The organism is Chitinophaga sp. LS1, assembly GCF_034274695.1.
Classification (GTDB): Bacteria; Bacteroidota; Bacteroidia; order Chitinophagales; family Chitinophagaceae; genus Chitinophaga.
Genome location: NZ_CP128362.1, coordinates 1025220 through 1045400 on the forward strand (window position 1 = coordinate 1025220; position 20181 = coordinate 1045400).

The window sequence follows — 20181 nt, forward strand, 5'->3', positions numbered from 1 at the left end:
TGTGTTGCTACAAAGGAGGAGATTACCTTACTACAATGGATCAGCTTACCCTGCTATAAAGAATAAGGTTACCCCTTACTACAATGGATCAGGTTACCTTACTATAAAGAATAAGGTTACCTTACTACAATAGATCAGCTTACTTTGCTACAATAGATCAGCTAACATTATTACAATAGATCAAATTACCATACTACAAAGAATCTGCTTACCTTATCACAAAGGATCAACTAACCTCCCGTCAAATGCCCAGCTTACCCTGCATTCTCCTTCAATATCCGGTTCAAACTCCTTACACTAATCCCCATATACCCCGCCAGATCCTGTTTTGTAAAAGCAATCTGCTGCGCAGCCAGCATTTTCTGCAATTGGGGCAATAGCGCTGCCATCGTATATAGTTGTTGTCTCGCCATCTTCACAGAAGAATTCGCTACCCGCGTAGCCAGCAACCGCATCACCAGATTATTAAAAGCAGGAATGGTCTGTAAAAAATAATGGAACTGCCCGACTCCCATCGCATACAGACTCACAGGTGTTACGGCATCTACGCTACAAACGGTTTTTGTACCACGAATCGCCTCTACCTCACCCAGCATTTCACCTTCACCCAGGAATTCAAGTATGTACTCTTTGCCATTCTCTTCCGTAATCAGGGGCTTGACCACACCAGAGCGGATGATATATACCTGCAGTATCTCCTGCTCCTGGAATATAAACCGTTGTCCGGCATCAAATTGTCTCATGGTAATTGCACCACCCGCTGCAGGCAGAATGTCATTGAATAATTGTAATAATGCGTGGTTTGTTTGGATCATATTGTAAATTGGGACAAATGTCCCGCGATTAATGTTTACCCAAAGTAAATTTACATCCTCAATTGATTATATGAAAATACTCATTACTGGTAGTTCCGGACATCTAGGCGAAGCATTGGTCAGAACCCTCTCTCCGCAAGGACATGAGATCGTGGCCATCGATATACAACCTTCCTCTTTCACCACCCATGTTGGCAATATCGCCAATGCCACCTTTGTACAACGCTGTATGGAAGGCGTAGATATCGTACTCCATACTGCCACCCTGCATAAACCACATGTAGACACTCACTCCCGTCAGGAATTTATTGACACCAATATCACCGGCACCTTGCAACTGCTGGAAGCGGCGACTGCCAATAAGGTAAAGGCATTCATCTTCACGAGTACCACCAGCGTATTCGGTGATGCTCTGATTCCACCTCCTGGTCAGCCAGCGGCATGGATTACAGAAGATGTAACACCTCAACCCAAGAACATCTACGGCGTTACTAAAACTGCTGCCGAAGATCTTTGCCAGCTCTTTCACCGCAATCAAAAATTACCTGTTCTGATCCTGCGTACTTCCCGCTTCTTCCCGGAACAGGATGATAATAAAGGTATGCGCGATGCATTTGCAGATGATAATCTAAAAGCACTCGAATACCTGTACCGCCGTGTTGATGTGGAAGATGTAGTATCCGCACATATCGCTGCAATGCACAAAGCGCCAGAGATTGGTTTCGGGAAATACATTATCAGTGCAACGACGCCTTTTACGACAGCAGATCTTCCTGTATTAAGAGAGCATGCACCACAAATAATAAAACAAATTTATCCGGAAGCTGCAAACATTTTCGCTCAGCACAACTGGCAATTCCTCCCAAAAATAGATAGGGTATATGTCAATGAAAAAGCACGCAGAGAATTGCATTGGCAGCCACAACACGACTTTGGTGCTTTGTTACAAAAACTAAAACAAGGGCAATCTATAAAAAGTAAACTGGCAGATATGATTGGCGCAAAGGGCTATCACTCAGAATCCTTCTCAGAAGGCCCTTATCCGGTAAATCATTAAAGGCCAGGTAAATTTTAAAAGATTCCGTGGATCACTAAAGTCCTGTGAATAATCAAAGGCTCCATAAATTACTAAATGCTTTCGCATCATCAAGGTCTCCGTAAATCTTCAAACCCCTTTGAATCATCGAAGATGTTACAATTCACTAAACCCCACCAATCACAAACCTCATTAAATTCACCAACCTTATTAAAAAAGGCGGCCTTCACCAAGGCCGCCTTTCAATTATTATAACACATCTTTACTAATCACCGTCCAATCCTTATTCCCAAACCCTTTATCTATCCACTCATCCATCACCTTCGCCACCACCGGTATCACATTCAGATTCGTTCCCGCACTCGCTGTCGCATCCATAAACAACCCCGCATCTTTCCTCGCCATATTCAACTCCCATGATGGCTCATCATAAGGCGCTGACAACATCCGCTTCAACCTGGATGTAACAGACAAACCCGGATTCCAATCTCCCAACAACGTCAGAATATCATCCCCATTTACACCCAATGCCTTACCCACTGAAAGCATATCCGTCAAACCTGCTGTCAAACATATTAAAAATGAATTTCCCACCAGTTTCATAGCAGCAGCCTTCCCAACTTCATTTCCAAAATTCACCAGTTTACCCGTCATTGGTGCCAACACAAGCTCCAAATTACTCAACACAGCAACATCACCAGACACCAGCATATAACCCGTACTTTCCAATGCATTGCCCGGTCCCATAAACACAGGTGCATGTTGATAAGTAAACTCTTTCTCTTTCCATTCTTTTGTACGTGCCTTCGCACCCTCAACGGTAGTGGTAGTATGATCTATAATCACAGCACCCGGTTTTAATCCAGGTTGCGCTGCTGCCAACACTTCATTCACCGCAGCATCATCCTTCACGACTATATGCACATAATCTGCACCCTTCACAGCATCCGCCACATTCGCAAAAGCCTTCGCGCCAAAAGCCTCCATCGCTGTGGCTCTCGAAGTCGTTCTGTTCCATACCTGTACCTGCTCTCCCTTTTTAATTAAAGCCTTCGTGAAATTTGATCCTAAAAGGCCCATACCTAAGAATGCTCTCATAATTCCGTTATTTTTATTAAAGTTACGAAAATTCATCCTTTCGTTCCGGAACGACAACACCATTTGAAAGATACACCTTATCAAGAGATCCAGTTTCAGCTGATGCTGAAAACGGCAATTGAAGGATAGAGTCTATCAAGAAAATCACTTAATGCTGATGCTAAAACCACCAATTGAACCTTAAGCTGTAACCCGCAAATCAAAAAGTACCCCTTCCCGTTAATCCTGATACATCCGCTCAATTATATTCCTATCTTAGCACTCATGCTAAAGTTTAGTCTAAAGTATTTTTTGCTGGCCCTGGCCCTCTTTATTACCGAGGTATTAATAGCCCTATACGTACACGACTCCTTCATCCGCCCCTATGTAGGTGACTATCTCGTTGTTATCTTCATTTACTGCGTGGTAAGAAGCATCTACCAGGCGCCTGTAAAACGTGTTGCCCTGGGAGTATTACTCTTTTCTTACCTGATTGAGATCGGTCAATACTTCAATCTCGTCAGCATGCTGGGCCTACAACATAACAAAGCCGCCAGAATCATTATCGGCACCAGCTTTGCGTGGAGTGACCTGATTGCATATACTTTAGGCATTCTGACTGTGATACTAGTAGAGAAAAAACGATAGCATCCCCAATAAAACATTCATAAAAAAAGGCATTCACCAACAGGGAGTGAAAACCATTTTCAAAGAAAAAAGCGCTTTCACCATACGGCAAAAGCGCTCCCAGGTTTTATCAATCAAGATTACAATCGTATCAGTTTCACACTCTTCTTCCGCGTACCCACTGCGTTAGAAAGCTTCACTATCCATGTACCTACCGGTACCTTACTAATATCTACACTTATCATCTGTGCACCTTTCGCACCTGCTGTATAAACTTTCCTCACTACCGGGCCTGTACCATCCACACTCCACAATTCAAGTACCACCTGCTCACCAGCCACCGCACTTACTTTCACCTGCAGCGTACTACCTGTCACAGGATTAGGATATACTGTCACAGGAATAGAATCAGCTGTTTCATAAGTAGTATTCGCTACTCTTGCACTGCTGCTACAAGCACCCAGTGGCTGCCACCAGTAATCAGCAGTACCCGGTGTTACATTGTACAAACCATTTGCCAGTGACACATACAGATAGCCATTGTACACCACTTTATCACCCGCATTATACACAGAAGGATAAGGCTGGTAAGTTGCCACACCTGCACAATTACCCGTGCTGGTAGAACCAGAAACTGTAATACTCACCGCACTGCTGGTAGTAGAAGCACCACCGTTATCAGTTGCTTTTGCGGTCAGAGAATAAGTACCTGCTGCTACACTTGTCCAACTATAACTATAAGGAGAAGCTGTAGATGTACCTAATAAAGTAGCACCATTGTAAAACTCTACCTTCGCAATACTACCATCAGCATCAGCAGCACTTGCTGTAATGCTCACAGATGCCGGCGCTGTATAAGATGCCCCTGATGCAGGAGCCGTCAAACTCACAGTAGGCGCTTTGTTAGAACCTGAAGAAGAACCACAATCACTTACATAAGACCACACCTGACCATCACCCGTATGTGTATCAGGCTGTTCATTCTGTGTCCACCATTTAGCAGTATACAATTTACTATTGTACACGACCTGTGCACCACCCAGATAAATATCTGTCGCCGTCCAGGTAGCTACACCACTACAATTACCACCTGTACTACCACCACCCACGGTGATCGTTACTGTAGAACTGGTTGTAGCGGCACCACTGTTATCAGTCGCTTTTGCTGTCAGGGAATAAGTGCCTGCAGCTACACTTGCCCAGCTATAAGTATAAGGAGAAGCGGTAGACGTACCTAACAATGTAGATCCATTATAGAACTCCACTTTCGTCACACTACCATCTGCATCAGCAGCAGTGGCGGTAATGCTGACTGTAGCACCAGCTGTAAAAGTAGCGTTGTTAGCAGGAGAGGTAATGCTCACTGTTGGATACTTGTTTCCAGTATTGCCACCGCCTTTCACAACCACTTCATCGTGAATTGCAGACAACAATGAATAAGTACCCGTAGCATCCATAGATAATTCCCAAATCATGATTCCACCACCCTGATCATAAGCGAGGTCTGTTTTACTCTTGATGGTAGTAATACCATTATAACCTACACCATTATAAGTATCAGCATAAGGACTGGCACCTCTTGCGATCAGCGCAGCATAGCTTTCCCATGAAGGACGTCCGTAAAAAGGAACACCTAATACAGTCTTAGCTGCTGGCAAACCTTTGCCTTTCCAGTAAGAAATAGATTGAGAAGCATAGGTATAGGTAGAGTGATCATAATTATTATAATCATACGCCATCAGGTTCAGAAAATCTACCTGAGAAAATACGCTACTCAATACACCATCGCCGCCAGTACCTACTACGGCAGCGGTTAATAATTTACCCTGTGCATGCAGCGAAGTCGCCAACGCGGTCATGAGAGATACATAGTTGTTCGCAGAAGTACCCGCATCCGGATATTCCCAGTCAATGTCTGCGCCATCCAGGTTGTACTGGTTAACGAAGTTCATGATGTTCGTCACGAATGCAGAACGGTAAGTACTGTTGCCGGCCAGTGTCTCAAAACCACTGTCATCGCCATTGTTCCAGCCACCTACAGAGATCATCACCTTTACACCATTGGCATGTGCCAATGATACAAGGCTCTGTAATTTAGACGGATTATCAATGGATTGTAATCCACCTGTTGCTGTAGGTAATAAGAAGGCGTAATTAATGTGAGTGAGTTTGCTGTACTGTACAGTATTCACATCTCCCTGCCAGGAGGGCATGTAGCCGATTACTTTGAACTGTGCATGGGACAAAAAGGAGGTGATAAGCAACAAACAGGATAGTATTCCTGCTCTTATCATTTGTTTTGTTGTCATTTATTTGGTTTTTTAGGAATGGTTATTATGAGTATGCACAGTAGTCGTACGAGAGGGGCAACAGTACTATATTTGAGAAAAAAAAAGCTCCTGTCTTACGACAAGAGCTTTTTCAATATTTAGTTTGAATCTTAGTATAAATATCTAAACTTAATCGTTCCTTCTATCTCTTTCAATCCTTTCAGCACCTGCTTATCATACTCCGCCGTCACATCCGTAATCACATACCCGATCTTATCATTCGTCATCAGGAACTGGCTGATAATATTAATCCCTCTCTCGGCAAATACCTGATTCACCTTCGCAATCATACCCGGTACGTTCCGATGAATACCAATCAAACGATGTGCATTCTCCACCGCCGGTAATTGCAGATGAGGGAAGTTACTACTCTTGAAAGTATCGCCATTATTAATAAACCTTGCTACGCGTTTCGCAACGGACAATGGTTTCTTCAGGTTATCAAATACCACAATTCCACGGGTAGTACAAGCATCATAATCAATGTGTGCACTACCATTTCCCATATAACCTATTACTTTCAGCTTAGGTGCCTGGTCTAACAACGCCAGATCCACCTTTACACCTGCTGCCAGTAATAGTATCCCTGCATCGCCAATCGCTTCCTCAGAAGTTTCAATAGCAAACCCATCTTTTTTCAGAAAATCTACTGGTTCCTGCTCTACCTCCCCCACTACCACACAGGTAATCCTATTCTTTGGATAAGACAATGCACTTGGTAAGTTATTCACATACAGGAACTCATCAAAACTCGGTGTCACGTGATCTGCTTTCTCCGCCACCGCCTTACGCCTGATGTTCTCCGTAAAGGCAAAGAACTTCTTGATCATCCCAAACTCCTTCAGCTGGAAGTCTGAATGCCCATCCCCAATACCATAGATATCGCCGGATAATTGCATGTCTTTCAACAGCTTTACCTTACCACCTTCGTCAGAAAGCGGGTTGGCTTCATCAAAACCAATGATTTTACCATCAGCATCGAACACAAAAGTATTAGCGTATATATTCTCTTTTTTGATATGATAAGGCAGTACTACAGGGGTAATGAACTCCTTGAACCCACCCGAAACAATCAATACATCGTCCGCATGGTGCTTGAAAAACTTCTTATTCCTGGAAAAAGAGACGGACACCTGCTTTTTCAGGTGTTTGATCAGCAATCCCAGGTGCTCTTTGTTGGCTTCCAGGAGCTTCACCCTGCCGGAAAGACTCTCTCTGAAAGACAGTTTCCCTTCCATGGCCAGGTTGGTCAGATCTTCAATCTTCTTGTAGATGGCCTCCCGCTCCGGGTGGTCCTGTAATGAAATGCGCGCCAGCTCATCCAATGCTTCGACCTGCGTAAAAGTGCTGTCGAAATCGATAATGTAATAGTTTTTATTCACAGATCAATTGGTTTAAAGCTACGCTCAGTGGGGGTAGCTCCCCGAAACAGGCGCTAAAACTACAAACGAAATGGGAATTTTCTAAGGAAAAAATTAAAAGTTATTACTCCCATTCCCTTTTCCCCCACTCATGCAAATCCTGCACGATCTCCAGCAATGCCGCCCCCTTCTCCGTCACCTCATACTTCACCTGGCAAGGCATCGTATCCGGCACATTCAACTTTACAGCCAGCCCTTCCGTAACAATCTCTCCTAACCGCTTTGACAGTACCTGATCCGAAATAGTAGGAAACACCTTTTTCAGCTGACTAAACTGGTACACCTCCTGAGAAATACAAAATAGCACCTGCATTTTCCATCTTGGACTAATCAGCTCCAATACCTCCGACACCTGACAATGTTCTGCCAGTACCTGCAGGTTGTGTGCATTCATGGAGCTGGTCTTGACTTTTGTTGCCATAATTAAATCATTCATTATGCGACTCACTTTCGGGTGAGCTATTGAATACCCAAATGACTACGTCTACTTTTGAGGTACAAAAATATCACAAAAATGAAAAGGAAATTTTTCTATTGTCTGCTGCTATCTTTTGCAGTGGTTGGCTTAAGTCATGCCCAGACTTTCGTGCTGGTACATGGTGCATGGCATGGGGGTTGGTGCTGGAAAGAAGTAGCCAAAGAATTGCAGGCACAAGGGGCAGAAGTATACACACCCACTTTAAGCGGATTGGGAGAGCACCAAAATGTACTCGATACCAACATTAACCTGGAAACACATATCCAGGATATTGTCAATTTTATTAACATGCAGGATCTACATGATGTAATATTAGTAGGACATAGCTATGCAGGGGCCGTCATCGCAGGTGTGGCAGATCGTATACCGGCAAGATTGAAAAAACTAATATTCTTAGATGCGATGCTCATTGAAAACGGGAAGAGTGCACTCACATCACAACCAGCCAATCTATCTGACAATGTAAGAGCAGCCACCGCATCCAGCCAGGGATTATCAGTACCCGTATGGTCTCCTGAAGTTTTTGGGGTAACTGATCCTGCACAAATCAAATGGGTGAGCGATAGGCTGACACCACAACCATTCAGAAGCTTTGATCAAACATTATCTTTAAAGCATGTTTACGGCAATCATCTGCCACTTACTTACATTGCTTGTATAAAGCCACAAATGGCGCAGTTAAAGGTATTCGGAGATAAAACAAAAAGTAGCAAGGATTGGAGTTATTATGAATTGCCAACCGGGCACGATGCGATGATAACAATGCCAAAAGAACTAACTGCTTTATTATACAAAATATCGCAAGTACAATAACGCGAAATTGTAGCGCCGCAGGACCACACAAAAAAATGGCTTTCGCCGAAGGTGAAAGCCATTTTTAAAATATTTATCCTTCCGAAATACTCCCACCAATCTGCGTCACCGTACTACTAGTCGTAAACGTCGTTCCACTCGTTCCCCCAGAATAACTACCACTCAAATACAACCCATTAAAACTACTTCCATCCGTCACATTCCCACCTGTATACACTGTATAAGTAGTATTAGACTTCAACTTACTCCCTGCAAACAACAACGTACTAAACGCCTTTGGTGCCAAAAATGTCATCGCCTCTGTTCCATCCGCCGCTTCTATATGCACAATTTTATTCGCACTACCACTCCCCATCACCAATGAATTCACTGTAGACACACTCGCAGTCGGCTCACTCGTCGCACCACCAATACCTACTATCAAACCACCAGTTATCTTTAATGTACGTGCATCCACATCTATCCCCGCCTCCGGCGATCCACTACCTGCTGCCACTACAATACCACCCGTAATCGTAAACGTCCCATTAGAATCCATCGCATCATTACCAGAACTGATACTATAAATATGCCCACCATTTATATAAATAGCAGTACCTGCATTTATACCATCATCCACCGTATTCGTTGACACATACCCATCATTGATCGTCAACACACTCTTACTCTCAATACCCTCACCCTCTGTAGTCGTAATCGTAATATTCCCCCCATTGATCGTCACATACGGCGTAATCGTCTCATCCCCATCATCATAAGTAGCACCAATACCTTTCCCGGCAGTATTAATCACAAAAGTACCATCATTCACTACGATATACCCTTCCTCACACTGAATACCATCATCACTGGATGTTATCTTGACGGTACCTCCATCCGCAATGAATGCATCATTGGTATGAATACCATCATCCACTGCACTTGTCACCGTAATATTCCCTTCGCGAATACGTACATACTGATCAGAACAAATCGCATGTTTATATTTACCCGTCAGGTTCAATGTACCTGTACCACTAAATATAACCTGCCCTTCTGCAAACAATGTCCCTTTCTGATCTTCTGTAGATGTAGCATAAGTCGCACCATCTACCAATGTATTCGTCGTACCATCTGCCAATACGATAAACGCACGCTTCTTTGATTGCAAATTCAATGCAGGTCCGTCACTATTGGTAATAGTCGCACCATTCAATGTCACTTGATATTTATTGTCGCTATAGATCTTCACAGATCCATCAGTAGTAGTACCCGAAATAACAAACGCTACTTTCGATGTAGTGGCAGTAACGGTTACATCGTTACCACTGGTCGTGACTGTCACACCATTGCCATCTAACGGATTCGTAACAGTAACAGTCGTTCCAAAGTCAATAGTCACCGTACTGGAAAATGTAGAATTTTCCACCAGGTCATCTTCATCAGCAGCCGTCTCAGTCGAGCCTTCGGCCGTACCTGTCGTAAATGTACTGTCAATGCTGGAACCGGAGCCAGTTGTCGTCGTTGTGTCGTTCTTTGAGCAACCGGTAGTGAACACTAGGGCTGCTGCAAACAGCGCTACATAATAAGGTAATCGGTATAGTTGCATAACAAGTTGTTAAAGAATCTTTGATATGCAAAACACCTGAAAGTTTAATGATAATTTAACTTACCTTATTCAGATAGTCTTTCAAAGAGATGGTCATGAGATGGGTCCATCCGCCTCTGAAGCTGTCTACAGCGAAATCAGGATGCTGCGGGAAGCTATCCAATCCTTCGTGCGTCAATTTTAATCTTGTTTGATCTCCTTCATCAAATAGTTCAAACGTCACAGTAGAGTAACCTTCATAATCCTTGTATTGCCAACTATATTGTAATTTCTGAAGCGGCTCTGCAATCGTCACCTCGCAAAGATGAATGTATTGTTCGCCCTTATGCCCTTGTCCCGGAAAACTAAATTGAAAGCCTTTCTCTGCTTTAAAATCATCCAGGTTGAAATACCACTGTTTCATCTTATCCTTATCAGTAAGGGCCTCCCACACTTTTTCCACAGGCGCATTGAATGTTTCTTCAATTACAATAACATGGTTGCTCATTTCTTTTTGGATTTATGGGGTGATGAATTGTCTTCAAGAAAGTTTTTCAATGCCTGCATCTTGTGTTTCCAGAACGATTCATATTGACGGATCCATTCCTGTACTTCTTCTAATTTCTCCAACCGGGCCGCGCAATACCGCTCCCTGCCCTGTTGCCTGATCTCAACCAAACCACATTCTACTAAGATCTTTATATGCAGGGAAATAGCTTGTCTGCTCACATCAAAGTTCTCCGCAATCGCGTTGAGATGACGGGGCTCGCGGGATATCAGGTGAATGATTTCCCGTCTGGTAGGGTCTGCTATTGCCTGAAACACATCTCTTCTGGCTTCCATAAATACGCAAGCATTTGCTTGCACAAATAAACAAAAAAAAGGCACACGAGCGCCCTTTTTAAAATTATTTATTTTATAACTCCACCTATATGGGTAACCCTGCCTGTTATTTTAAAAGTAATGTCTGGTACATACGTTTCACCCACATAATATCAACTCTTAAATCTGTCAGTTTACCTCACCTGGTACCCCTCTGCTTTCAAGGCTTTCTGGATATCCATCGTACCGAATTGATTATCATGGATAAATAAATTATTCACCACCCGACCTACGCCGTAAACGGCCAGGCCATTCTTTGCTCCACTTACTTTATTTCGCTCTATAATCGCATCCTGTACATCATTCACTTCGCCCCCCGGAGATACCCGGATATAGCTTTTCCCACTTAAGACATTTCGCCTGACCAAAGATCCTATGTTTAATCCGGAATACCCTGAACCAATTATGTTAATCTGTTGATCCCCACGGAATCTATCTTTCTGATTTACCTGTGGAGTATAGGTGCCGTCACTTAATTCACAATCCACGATGTCAATGTACCAATTCGGCTGTCTGCCATAATTCACATAAGAGCCTTTGCCTATGATACCTGCGCTACGTTGCATTTTTAATCCTGCTATCACACAGTTTTGGGCTGAGCCATAGAATTGAAAAGCACCTGCATCTGTAGCGGTGTTATTCACAAAAAATAAATGATCGCGGATCGTTGTGATACTAATAACTGAACTGGTATCTGGTTGCACAAGAAATGGTTCATCCAGTTCGATCTGGTCCATGGTATGCTGTACGATTCTTCTGAATTGTCCCGACCCTTTGCCATCGATGATAAAAAGCCCACCACCAATCCATTTATTAGCAGCCCATTGAAAGGTACTGCCATCTTTTCTAAGAGAAATACGGTTGCCACTGGCACCGCCCACCTTTCCGAAATACCCGCCGCTGCCACCATCCAGCGTCATCACTTCCCGGTCATTGATATAATTGAAGGGGGTTACATTTCTGGCTTCGTACAGATCATAGCTTTCATTGATGGTAGCTCCATATCCATAGCCGTTAGTTTGTTTATAACAGTCTTCGAAGATCAACCCCTGCGGATGAATTTTCATATACGTCTTTACACTACCACCTGCTTTTTCAAATCTACAACGCTGAATAAATCCGCTCACACCTACAAATGAAAACATCCCCGCGGTTTTAAATACACAATCTCTTACCCTGATATCGTGTCCTTTTAACTGAATCCCTGTCTTATTCCATTTGCTATCCAGTTCAGCGAGGGCGTTGCCAATGTCTTGTTGTACGATGAGTCTTTCTAAAATCACATGACCATCGCCACTATTCATTATGATGCCCAGTGCCCGGGATGCCCGAATAGTAAGATCCGTGAGACCAAAGTGATCGGCTCCACTGATAAGGGTTGCAGCGGCAACAGGTCCAAAATTGATGACCGTTCCCTTTTGTCCTTTTACCATCACCCCATTGGGGATAACTAATCCCTCTGATAATATGTAGTTGCCAGCGGGAACATTTACAATGCCACCATCATGTGCAGCTGTCAATGCTTTTTTAAAAGCTTCGGTGTCATCCTGCGAGCCATTCCCTTTCGCACCATATGTTTTTACATTGAAGGCCTGCGTAGACCACATTGCTTTGTTCACGATATTGACAGTGAGCGGTGTGCTCCATGCTGTTTTGCCACCAAGGCCATTGTGACAAAATAACTGGTATTTACCTTGCTGGATAGTAGCGGGGAGAGTTACTTTCACAGAGTAATCATCATAGATGCTATCTACTTTTACTTTAAACATTTTCCCATTGCTAACCAATACCACTTGTCCGCTACCACCTTTGCGAAACAGGTTCTTCCCTTGTATCCTCAATATATCTCCTGCCGCAGCTGCATTATATCCATCCTCACTAATCACCCAGTTTACAACCGGCACATTTACATAAAAGCCACTGACAGCACCTTTATTGTCTGTCATACGCACACAATACACCCCTTGCTGCAAAGCATCGGGTATAATTACTTTAACAGACTTTTCATTTTGCTGTATCTTATCCACAGGCATCATTCTTTCGCCGGCGATCATCCTACTTCCTTTGGAATCGGGTAAATGATCTGGTTCCGGCAATGGCACGTATGCAGGAGGAGAGTTATCCACCCGGTCATCTGTGAGCCGGCCCACTTCAATTTTTGAAATCAGGTCAATACCTTCTCCTCTTATTAACACAGTTTCCCCGGGTGCGGTAGCAGCAGTGGTAACATGAAAGAGTTGTGGCGTATTCTGCGCAAATGCAGGTAAATAAAAGATAATGATGGCAAGAAAAAAGAGACGTTGCATAGTATTACTTGTTTCAGTAAACACTGGACTATACTATATAAGCGCAGAAACTATGCCATGGTTATTACTATTCAAAAGGAGTGAATGTTGAAAACAGGTTACCCATCTCTTCCAGTCCGCCTACGGGTACATATTCACATACAGCGGCATATTCTTCCCATAATTTTAATACGACCGGATGTGTATGTGCCTGTTCAATGGCAGCATCAGATTTCCATTCAAAAACTTCAACGACAGTGCCATTTTTTGCTTTCATGATAATGGGAGTTCTGTCAGAAACAAGATCTGCGCCTTTTAATAAACTGTAATGTTTACGGGTTAATGTATCCAACTCTTTTTCTTTTCCGGGTTTAGGGTGGTAGCCAACGATAACAATTCTTCCAGACATAAGTTATGATTTTTAATGGGATTAAAATACAACAAATCCCAGTACCTTTGCAACATCAAACCCATCAAAATAATGAAAAGTATAACTGTCTTTTGTGGATCCAGTGCTGGTTCAGATAGCATCTTTATGGAACAAGCATTTCAGCTGGGTAAAACACTTGGAGAAAATAATATCGGACTGGTATATGGAGGAGCAAAAGTAGGCCTTATGGGCGCAGTAGCAGATGGTGCACTGTCAGCCGGAGGTAGGGTGACGGGGGTGATTCCCGACTTTCTGAGAGCAAAAGAAATTGCGCATACAGGTTTGACAGAATTATTAATTGTGGATAGTATGCATACCCGTAAGACGAAGATGAATGAACTGTGCGAAGGGGTAATAACGCTGCCAGGTGGGTATGGTACCATGGAGGAGTTTTTTGAGATGCTCACCTGGGCGCAGTTAGGTCTGCATAGAAAACCTATTGGCATATTGAATACTAACGGGTATTATGATGCGATGATCACATTGGTGCAAACTATGGTGGATAAAGGGTTTTTGAAAGAGATCAATCAGGATATGATTTTGGTGAGTGATGATATTGATACCTTGTTGTATAAGATGAAGAATTATGTGGCACCTGCGGTGGGTAAGTGGATTAATAAAGATGAGGTGTAAATATTATAGCGCCGTCTGAATTTCAGTATTGATGAAGTATACCGCTTACAGCACTGTCTGAATTTCAGTATTGATGAAGTGTACCGCTTATAACGCCGTCTGAAAACGTTTCCTGTATTCGGACGGCGTCACATCAAATACCTTCAAAAACACCCTGCGCATATTTTCTGCATTCTTAAACCCGCAAGCAGCAGCAATCTCTTCCTGTGTCAGATGTTGCGCTGTCAAACTTCGACACGCTGCCTCCACACGCATCTTTTCCATAAACTTCACAGGGGTAATGTTCATTTCCTTCACAAACACCCTGGCAAAATTCCTTGGGCTCATCAACACTTTTTCCGCTAATTCTTCCACAGTTATTTCCACCTGCAAATTATCCATGATCCAATCTACCGCCTCCCGCACAGGGGCATGATCGATTGCCTGCGCAGCAAGTACCGTACTATATTGCGCCTGGTTACCGGGTCTTTTTAAAAACAACACCATTTGTCTGGCGATCTCCAAAGCAAACCGTTTCCCCATATCTTCTTCCAGCAATGCCAGTGCGAGGTCCATTCCAGTAGTAATCCCCGCTGAAGTATACACATTTCCATCTTTGACAAAAATCGGCGCAATATCCACGTTAACTGAAGGATAAGCTGCCACTAATCGCTCACACAAGCTCCAGTGGGTAGTAGCTTTTTTACCATTTAATAACCCAGCTTCCGCAAGGATAAAAGCTCCAGAGCAGACAGAACAAATTCTTCTGATCCGGGGGGCTTGCTGCTGAATCCATTCAATCGCTTTAGGATGGATATTTGCTGGCAGGTCTTTAGGCAAGCCTGCTATAATCAAAGTATCGATCGCTTGATGAAATGTAGCATAGTTATGCTCACAGGTAATATGCATACCCGATGAAGTCCGGATCTGATTCGTTGCTTCTAATGATACAATATGTGTCTGGTATATCGCCCCTGCCTTGTCGATGGCTTTGGTAAATACTTCCAGCGGCCCGGCAAAATCCAGCAGGGTGGAATTGTGCGTAATCAAAAAGACAATGTGCTTCACGAAAACAAAAGTAATTGGTTGGAAATATCCTTCACAAAAAACAAATGTAGCTGTTCGGAAATATGCCTTACGAACATAAAGTTACCGGCTTAGAGACATCCTTCACAGAAACAATGTTACCCACCCGGAAATACACCTCACGAACATAAAGTTACCTGCTTGAAACAATGTTACCCACCGGCTATACCCCTCACGAACACAAAGATACCTGCTTAGATACATCCTTCACAGAAACCATATTACCAACCGGCAATACTCTCACTAACACAAAGTTACCTGCTCTGATACATCCTTCACAGAAACAAAGATACCCACTGACAATACCCCTCACTAACATAAAGTTACCTGCTTAGATACATCCTTCACAGAAACAATGTTACCCACCGGCAATACTCTCACGAACACAAGGTTACCTGCTCTGATACATCCTTCACAGAAACAAAGATACCCACTGACAATACCCCTCACTAACATAAAGTTAACGGCTCAGATACATCCTTCACAGAAACAAAGTTACCCACCCGGAAATGCCCCTCACGAACACAAAATTACCTGCCCTGATGCATCCTTCACAAAAACAAAATTACCCACCCGGCAATCCCCCTTACGAACACAAAAATAACCATTTTGGCAGGAATTGCAGGTTCTTTGTCTTCCTGCCACCCAATCATTCCTTCTACTTTTGCTACATGGATACAATTCTTTTACTACATGGATGGCCGCAGACCTCGCATATCTGGCGGCATGTGATACCTGCCCTTTCTACACAATACCATCTACTGGCACCAGATCTGCCTGGTCTAGGCACTAGTCCTTTTGCGACACAGTATGATACCGGGCACATCGCTCAATTAATAAAAGATTACCTCGATGCCGAACAGGTACAACAGTGTCACATAGTAGGCCATGATATCGGTGGCTGGGTAGCCGTCGCCTTTGCCTTACAATTTGAATCAAGCTGTTTATCACTGACAGTGATGGATGCAGGGATTCCCGGATTGATGCCTTTGCAGATGTTCCAACCCGGCAATGCGGGAAAGGTATGGCAGTTCTATTTCCATGCGGTAGCTGATATTCCCGAAATATTGGTCCTCGGCAAGGAAGAGGAATATTTAAACTGGTATTTCAGTCACAAATCATATGTAAAAGGTACGATTGACAATGAAGTCTATTACAAAGCCTACAAAGGAAAGGAGCGCCTGGCAGCAGGTTTTAATTATTACAGGGCATTCAATACAAGTGCAGAACAAAACAAGGCGCAGCTAAGAAAATTGAAGATACCGGTAATGGCTGTAGGAGGGGAGTATGCAGTAGGAGAAAATATGCGGGCTGTAGCGGAGGTGTTGTCAGAAGCGGGAAGGACTGTGGTGATACCGGACTGTGGGCATTATATCCCGGAAGAACAGCCGGTAGCAGTGATGAGTTTGTTAAGAGAATTCCTGGAATAGTAGTGCTTTTTACTGAGAGAATTCCTGGAATAGCGGAATGGTGTTGGTTCCCTGTAAATTTCCAGAAACGCGCTGGTAGTTAATAGCTCTGTGTAAATAACTCAATAGCTATTTCGCCCCCGTCACTTCACTCCTGTAAATCACCTGGTGCTGATACTCCCCCAGCACCACCTTCCCATACACAATCCTCGTCCACCCATTCTCATACCCATGATTATTCGCAATCAAATACCCCTTATGGGCATCCATCTTAATCACCTTATGCGCATCAATATACCTCCCTTTCACCTTACAAAACACAATATCTCCAATCTGATATCCCTCCGCTCTCACAAACGTCAAGGTACTGCCACTCTTCAAAATCGGTAACATCGAACTCCCAAAGGCTTTCATCTTTCCCGTCCCATTTTGGGCCAATTCACTCTTTAATCTTTCAAATTTGTTCATCTTATTCAATTTTTAATACCCAAATATCCACCTCTCCTGCGCAGCTTTTTTGCGCAGTATTACATTTTTTTATATATTTATCCCTATAAAGACCTATTCCTATGAGCAACAATCTTGTCATCAATCAGGTGATCCCCCACCTGACCGGTTTGATGTTTACTGCCCCCGACAAATTTTTTGCCCAGACAAAAGCGGTCGCAGCAACAATGTCTCCTCAAACACTCCCTTTATTACGTAGTCACCTCCATTCGGACTTACCCGTTCCCGACGGTGTAGATCAGTCACAACTGGGCCTCACAGGATGGTTATCCGCCTGTCAGTACACCATTTTCGAAGTCATTTATCATATTGGCACCCCGGCAGTTCCTATGCTGAAAGAGATTGCCTTTGGCGAATACGGCTGGATCCAGGCAAATGCCCTCGACCTCCTGACCCGCTTCTATATGGATGGCAAATTAGGGGCAGAGATCATCGATGAAATTGATTCTAATCTGGGTGACATGCGATATGAATCACATTTATATTACGCACAACATTTGATAGCTTTGAGGCGCAAAGATCAACGATATGAAACGCAGGTGATTCAGCGGATAAAAAACCCACATCTGCATGACGCCATCAAAGAAATCATGAATGAAAGATGACTTATGAACGGCCACTAAACGAACAGGAAGAAGCCTACTTTAAAAGCAGACTAAGACACCGCAACTATTGCAGAATAGCCATCTGGCCATTACTAGGCATATTAATAGGTATATTGACACAAGCCTGGCAAGGGATTATTTTCTTTCTGGCAATGGGTACGTGGCTCACGTTTTTCATCAACTTTCACTACCGGGAAGTCAGGCGTTTCTTACAAAAAAATCGAATCACAGTACTCCCCATCCGTGCCACCCGATATCTAAAAGTGCGAGAACAGTTTGGTGATGGTGACTTATATTTTTTTCAATTAACAGATGATACGATCATTCTGGTGAATATGCAGACATCATTTGAACCAACAGATGATTTCGAAATTATCACGGGCTATGGTATGCATGACCAGATCATCTATCGATATTTTATGCATATTGGCGATCCTATACCACTTGTAGCTGAAATAAAAGATCCTTTAATCAATCCACCATTTGAGTTTACAGAATATCAAACTTATAGTGTGGCGCATGGCCAGATAGAAGATCTGTTAGTATAACCCTTTTTGTCATAAAACCCTTCAACTACTTAAACATTTTCCCCCTCCGCATTCCCGTCCTTTGCCCTAACAAAATCAACATCACATGATACCATCAGTTGAAACCATGATAGAGCAATACGTCAACACCTGGAATGCTACCCACCTCGACGCCTACAAAACAGGCTTCACCTCCTGCTGGGCGCCGGACGCCATTTACACCGACCCCAACCATGCCCACATCCAGGGTGTAGATGCCCTCGCCGAACTCGCCCAAACCTCCTGGAACAAAGTCCCCGGCAGAATATTCAACATCCTCAAACGGCCCGTTTTCCACCACAACAGTGGCCGATATTACTGGACCGTTGCCCTACCGGAAGGCCCCCGCCAAGGCCTCGACTATTTCGAATTCAATGACCAATTCCAGATCACCCGCCTTGTCAGCTTTTTTTAATATCTTTTGCATTAAAAGGCTACATGCACAACCGGTTCCTCACCAATTTAGCACTACACATATCCCTGGATCCATCTGAAACAGACCTCGTCCTGGCAAAACTCCATTCCCGGCAGGTAAAAAAGAATACCTACCTCCTGCGCGAAGGAGACATCTGCAGACAATTTTATTTTGTCAATGAAGGCTGTATCAGATTATTCCACACAGATAGTAAAGGTGAAGATCATAATATTTTATTCTGTCCCGAAAACTGGTGGATCACAGACATCACCAGTTTTTCGGGACAACTACCGGCATTCTATAGCATCAGTACAATGGAAGATTCAGAAATATTCTACTTCACTCATGATGAATTAGAACAACTCTATCTCACCGTTCCAAAGATCGAACGCTTTTTCCGTATATTAATTCAAAACGGCTTCAGCATGTATCAAAGGCGTATCACCTCCAATCTATCACTGGCGGCCGATGAAAGATATGCCCGTTTTAGTCAGCTATACCCCGGCCTCGAACAAAGAATTACCCAAAAACAAATCGCTTCGTATCTCGGCATTACACCTGCATTCCTCAGTATGATCCGGGGAAAGAAACTATGATTTCTTACACTTTATCAGGTAAAACGGATAGTTCTCCGTCACCTCATTGACTTCATACAATCCCGCATTCCCAAATTCCGCCTGAATAGACTCTCTATCATAAAAGTACATATTCACCCCACCAAACATTTCATATCGATCCTCACTCAACCAGGTACCCTGCCCATAAGTAGGCGCAGCTTTCGAAATCACCGTAAACACCATATACCCACCCGGTTCCAGCTGTTCATAACAATCCCGGATCAATTTCGCCCGCTCACTACCATCCAGTAAATGAATCAGTGCATAACAAAATACCCCGTCATATTTCTCTTTATCAAACGGCATCTCCGTAACAGAACCATGATAAATCGTCATGGCCGTTCCATAATGTTTGCGCGCCATATCAATGGCAGTCTGGGAGATCTCAATCCCCGTCACATCCATCCCATTCTCCCTGAAGATCTCCGCATTCCGGCCATAACCATACCCAGGTATCAACACTTTTTTCACCCCTTGCTGCAGGAAGAGTTCCTTTGTCAATATAGCCGATTGAGCAGGCTCAAAGCCCCACATCTCCTGCTTTTCATTAAAACTCTTTTCCCAGAATTCTGTCATAATTCTCTACCTTTATTAAAAATATTT

Annotated in this window: 22 protein-coding genes; 9 read left to right on the forward strand and 13 right to left on the reverse strand. The window is 43.5% G+C overall.

Annotated features, from left to right (window positions below):
- Nucleotides 1-254: 254 nt before the first annotated feature.
- Complete coding sequence (locus tag QQL36_RS04175) at nucleotides 255-815, reverse strand: Crp/Fnr family transcriptional regulator (protein ID WP_321569038.1); 561 nt, start codon at nucleotides 813-815, stop codon at nucleotides 255-257.
- Nucleotides 816-885: 70 nt separating this feature from the next.
- On the opposite strand from QQL36_RS04175, the gene QQL36_RS04180 reads away from it, so the two are divergent.
- Nucleotides 886-1872, forward strand: coding sequence for an NAD(P)-dependent oxidoreductase (locus QQL36_RS04180; RefSeq protein ID WP_321569039.1), 987 nt, complete (start codon nucleotides 886-888; stop codon nucleotides 1870-1872).
- 228 nt (nucleotides 1873-2100) lie between these two features.
- Here the strand turns inward: QQL36_RS04180 and QQL36_RS04185 are convergent, their stop codons facing one another.
- Entirely contained in the window at nucleotides 2101-2949 is an 849-nt protein-coding gene (locus QQL36_RS04185; RefSeq protein WP_321569040.1) for an NAD(P)-dependent oxidoreductase, read from the reverse strand.
- Nucleotides 2950-3213: 264 nt separating this feature from the next.
- Here QQL36_RS04185 and QQL36_RS04190 point away from each other — a divergent pair, with 264 nt between their 5' ends.
- The gene (locus tag QQL36_RS04190) at nucleotides 3214-3576 is read left to right on the forward strand and encodes a DUF2809 domain-containing protein (protein WP_083727341.1); all 363 of its coding nucleotides are present in this window, start codon (nucleotides 3214-3216) and stop codon (nucleotides 3574-3576) included.
- A 119-nt stretch (nucleotides 3577-3695) separates the two neighbouring features.
- Here QQL36_RS04190 and QQL36_RS04195 read toward each other — a convergent pair whose 3' ends face one another.
- The 3 genes from QQL36_RS04195 to QQL36_RS04205 all read right to left on the reverse strand — a co-directional run bounded on the left by QQL36_RS04195 (nucleotide 3696) and on the right by QQL36_RS04205 (nucleotide 7727).
- Nucleotides 3696-5864 (reverse strand): glycosyl hydrolase family 18 protein, encoded by a 2169-nt coding sequence (locus tag QQL36_RS04195; RefSeq protein ID WP_321569041.1) that lies wholly within the window; start codon nucleotides 5862-5864, stop codon nucleotides 3696-3698.
- Nucleotides 5865-5995: 131 nt separating this feature from the next.
- Nucleotides 5996-7267, reverse strand: coding sequence for an HAD-IB family phosphatase (locus QQL36_RS04200; RefSeq protein ID WP_321569042.1), 1272 nt, complete (start codon nucleotides 7265-7267; stop codon nucleotides 5996-5998).
- 103 nt (nucleotides 7268-7370) lie between these two features.
- Nucleotides 7371-7727, reverse strand: coding sequence for a winged helix-turn-helix transcriptional regulator (locus QQL36_RS04205; protein WP_220388829.1), 357 nt, complete (start codon nucleotides 7725-7727; stop codon nucleotides 7371-7373).
- A 93-nt stretch (nucleotides 7728-7820) separates the two neighbouring features.
- On the opposite strand from QQL36_RS04205, the gene QQL36_RS04210 reads away from it, so the two are divergent.
- Complete coding sequence (locus QQL36_RS04210; protein ID WP_321569043.1) at nucleotides 7821-8597, forward strand: alpha/beta hydrolase family protein; 777 nt, start codon at nucleotides 7821-7823, stop codon at nucleotides 8595-8597.
- 73 nt (nucleotides 8598-8670) lie between these two features.
- Here the strand turns inward: QQL36_RS04210 and QQL36_RS04215 are convergent, their stop codons facing one another.
- From QQL36_RS04215 to QQL36_RS04235, 5 genes are all read right to left on the reverse strand, one after another.
- Nucleotides 8671-10185 carry a carbohydrate-binding domain-containing protein gene (locus QQL36_RS04215; RefSeq protein ID WP_321569044.1) on the reverse strand — a complete coding sequence of 505 codons (1515 nt, stop codon included), beginning with the start codon at nucleotides 10183-10185 and terminating at the stop codon, nucleotides 8671-8673.
- A 55-nt stretch (nucleotides 10186-10240) separates the two neighbouring features.
- Nucleotides 10241-10672 (reverse strand): SRPBCC domain-containing protein, encoded by a 432-nt coding sequence (locus QQL36_RS04220; protein WP_321569045.1) that lies wholly within the window; start codon nucleotides 10670-10672, stop codon nucleotides 10241-10243.
- Nucleotides 10669-11007 carry a metalloregulator ArsR/SmtB family transcription factor gene (locus tag QQL36_RS04225; RefSeq protein ID WP_321569046.1) on the reverse strand — a complete coding sequence of 113 codons (339 nt, stop codon included), beginning with the start codon at nucleotides 11005-11007 and terminating at the stop codon, nucleotides 10669-10671. Before QQL36_RS04225 ends, QQL36_RS04220 begins: the two co-directional genes overlap by 4 nt.
- 173 nt (nucleotides 11008-11180) lie before the next feature.
- Nucleotides 11181-13352 (reverse strand): glycosyl hydrolase family 28-related protein, encoded by a 2172-nt coding sequence (locus QQL36_RS04230; RefSeq protein ID WP_321569047.1) that lies wholly within the window; start codon nucleotides 13350-13352, stop codon nucleotides 11181-11183.
- Between the two features lie 67 nt (nucleotides 13353-13419).
- Entirely contained in the window at nucleotides 13420-13740 is a 321-nt protein-coding gene (locus QQL36_RS04235) for a hypothetical protein (protein ID WP_321569048.1), read from the reverse strand.
- A gap of 72 nt (nucleotides 13741-13812) precedes the next feature.
- On the opposite strand from QQL36_RS04235, the gene QQL36_RS04240 reads away from it, so the two are divergent.
- A complete protein-coding gene (locus QQL36_RS04240; RefSeq protein ID WP_321569049.1) occupies nucleotides 13813-14394 on the forward strand; it encodes a TIGR00730 family Rossman fold protein in 582 nt (193 codons plus the stop codon).
- 87 nt (nucleotides 14395-14481) lie between these two features.
- Here the strand turns inward: QQL36_RS04240 and QQL36_RS04245 are convergent, their stop codons facing one another.
- Nucleotides 14482-15441 (reverse strand): GlxA family transcriptional regulator, encoded by a 960-nt coding sequence (locus tag QQL36_RS04245; RefSeq protein WP_083727361.1) that lies wholly within the window; start codon nucleotides 15439-15441, stop codon nucleotides 14482-14484.
- 689 nt (nucleotides 15442-16130) lie between these two features.
- Here QQL36_RS04245 and QQL36_RS04250 point away from each other — a divergent pair.
- Entirely contained in the window at nucleotides 16131-16889 is a 759-nt protein-coding gene (locus tag QQL36_RS04250) for an alpha/beta hydrolase (protein ID WP_321569050.1), read from the forward strand.
- A gap of 108 nt (nucleotides 16890-16997) precedes the next feature.
- On the opposite strand, the gene QQL36_RS04255 is transcribed toward QQL36_RS04250, so the two are convergent.
- Complete coding sequence (locus QQL36_RS04255; protein WP_321569051.1) at nucleotides 16998-17336, reverse strand: S24/S26 family peptidase; 339 nt, start codon at nucleotides 17334-17336, stop codon at nucleotides 16998-17000.
- Nucleotides 17337-17437: 101 nt separating this feature from the next.
- Between QQL36_RS04255 and QQL36_RS04260 the strand changes: the two genes are divergently transcribed.
- From QQL36_RS04260 to QQL36_RS04275, 4 genes are all read left to right on the forward strand, one after another.
- Nucleotides 17438-17980: a hypothetical protein gene (locus QQL36_RS04260; RefSeq protein ID WP_321569052.1), complete on the forward strand. Its 543-nt coding sequence runs from the start codon at nucleotides 17438-17440 to the stop codon at nucleotides 17978-17980.
- The gene (locus tag QQL36_RS04265; protein ID WP_321569053.1) at nucleotides 17977-18528 is read left to right on the forward strand and encodes a hypothetical protein; all 552 of its coding nucleotides are present in this window, start codon (nucleotides 17977-17979) and stop codon (nucleotides 18526-18528) included. Before QQL36_RS04260 ends, QQL36_RS04265 begins: the two co-directional genes overlap by 4 nt.
- An 85-nt stretch (nucleotides 18529-18613) precedes the next feature.
- The gene (locus tag QQL36_RS04270; protein WP_321569054.1) at nucleotides 18614-18961 is read left to right on the forward strand and encodes a nuclear transport factor 2 family protein; all 348 of its coding nucleotides are present in this window, start codon (nucleotides 18614-18616) and stop codon (nucleotides 18959-18961) included.
- 23 nt (nucleotides 18962-18984) lie between these two features.
- Nucleotides 18985-19557 (forward strand): Crp/Fnr family transcriptional regulator, encoded by a 573-nt coding sequence (locus QQL36_RS04275; protein ID WP_321569055.1) that lies wholly within the window; start codon nucleotides 18985-18987, stop codon nucleotides 19555-19557.
- On the opposite strand, the gene QQL36_RS04280 is transcribed toward QQL36_RS04275, so the two are convergent.
- A complete protein-coding gene (locus QQL36_RS04280; RefSeq protein WP_321569056.1) occupies nucleotides 19552-20154 on the reverse strand; it encodes a class I SAM-dependent methyltransferase in 603 nt (200 codons plus the stop codon). The genes QQL36_RS04275 and QQL36_RS04280 overlap by 6 nt on opposite strands.
- Nucleotides 20155-20181: the final 27 nt, after the last annotated feature.

What these genes read in the sequence shown, in the direction of transcription:
- QQL36_RS04175 (WP_321569038.1), bottom strand. Translation starts at nt 815, where the DNA reads ATGATCCAAACAAACCACGCATTATTACAATTATTCAATGACATTCTG.
- QQL36_RS04180 (WP_321569039.1), top strand. Translation starts at nt 886, where the DNA reads ATGAAAATACTCATTACTGGTAGTTCCGGACATCTAGGCGAAGCATTG.
- QQL36_RS04185 (WP_321569040.1), bottom strand. Translation starts at nt 2,949, where the DNA reads ATGAGAGCATTCTTAGGTATGGGCCTTTTAGGATCAAATTTCACGAAG.
- QQL36_RS04190 (WP_083727341.1), top strand. Translation starts at nt 3,214, where the DNA reads ATGCTAAAGTTTAGTCTAAAGTATTTTTTGCTGGCCCTGGCCCTCTTT.
- QQL36_RS04195 (WP_321569041.1), bottom strand. Translation starts at nt 5,864, where the DNA reads ATGACAACAAAACAAATGATAAGAGCAGGAATACTATCCTGTTTGTTG.
- QQL36_RS04205 (WP_220388829.1), bottom strand. Translation starts at nt 7,727, where the DNA reads ATGGCAACAAAAGTCAAGACCAGCTCCATGAATGCACACAACCTGCAG.
- QQL36_RS04210 (WP_321569043.1), top strand. Translation starts at nt 7,821, where the DNA reads ATGAAAAGGAAATTTTTCTATTGTCTGCTGCTATCTTTTGCAGTGGTT.
- QQL36_RS04215 (WP_321569044.1), bottom strand. Translation starts at nt 10,185, where the DNA reads ATGCAACTATACCGATTACCTTATTATGTAGCGCTGTTTGCAGCAGCC.
- QQL36_RS04220 (WP_321569045.1), bottom strand. Translation starts at nt 10,672, where the DNA reads ATGAGCAACCATGTTATTGTAATTGAAGAAACATTCAATGCGCCTGTG.
- QQL36_RS04225 (WP_321569046.1), bottom strand. Translation starts at nt 11,007, where the DNA reads ATGGAAGCCAGAAGAGATGTGTTTCAGGCAATAGCAGACCCTACCAGA.
- QQL36_RS04230 (WP_321569047.1), bottom strand. Translation starts at nt 13,352, where the DNA reads ATGCAACGTCTCTTTTTTCTTGCCATCATTATCTTTTATTTACCTGCA.
- QQL36_RS04235 (WP_321569048.1), bottom strand. Translation starts at nt 13,740, where the DNA reads ATGTCTGGAAGAATTGTTATCGTTGGCTACCACCCTAAACCCGGAAAA.
- QQL36_RS04240 (WP_321569049.1), top strand. Translation starts at nt 13,813, where the DNA reads ATGAAAAGTATAACTGTCTTTTGTGGATCCAGTGCTGGTTCAGATAGC.
- QQL36_RS04250 (WP_321569050.1), top strand. Translation starts at nt 16,131, where the DNA reads ATGGATACAATTCTTTTACTACATGGATGGCCGCAGACCTCGCATATC.
- QQL36_RS04255 (WP_321569051.1), bottom strand. Translation starts at nt 17,336, where the DNA reads ATGAACAAATTTGAAAGATTAAAGAGTGAATTGGCCCAAAATGGGACG.
- QQL36_RS04260 (WP_321569052.1), top strand. Translation starts at nt 17,438, where the DNA reads ATGAGCAACAATCTTGTCATCAATCAGGTGATCCCCCACCTGACCGGT.
- QQL36_RS04265 (WP_321569053.1), top strand. Translation starts at nt 17,977, where the DNA reads ATGACTTATGAACGGCCACTAAACGAACAGGAAGAAGCCTACTTTAAA.
- QQL36_RS04270 (WP_321569054.1), top strand. Translation starts at nt 18,614, where the DNA reads ATGATACCATCAGTTGAAACCATGATAGAGCAATACGTCAACACCTGG.
- QQL36_RS04275 (WP_321569055.1), top strand. Translation starts at nt 18,985, where the DNA reads ATGCACAACCGGTTCCTCACCAATTTAGCACTACACATATCCCTGGAT.
- QQL36_RS04280 (WP_321569056.1), bottom strand. Translation starts at nt 20,154, where the DNA reads ATGACAGAATTCTGGGAAAAGAGTTTTAATGAAAAGCAGGAGATGTGG.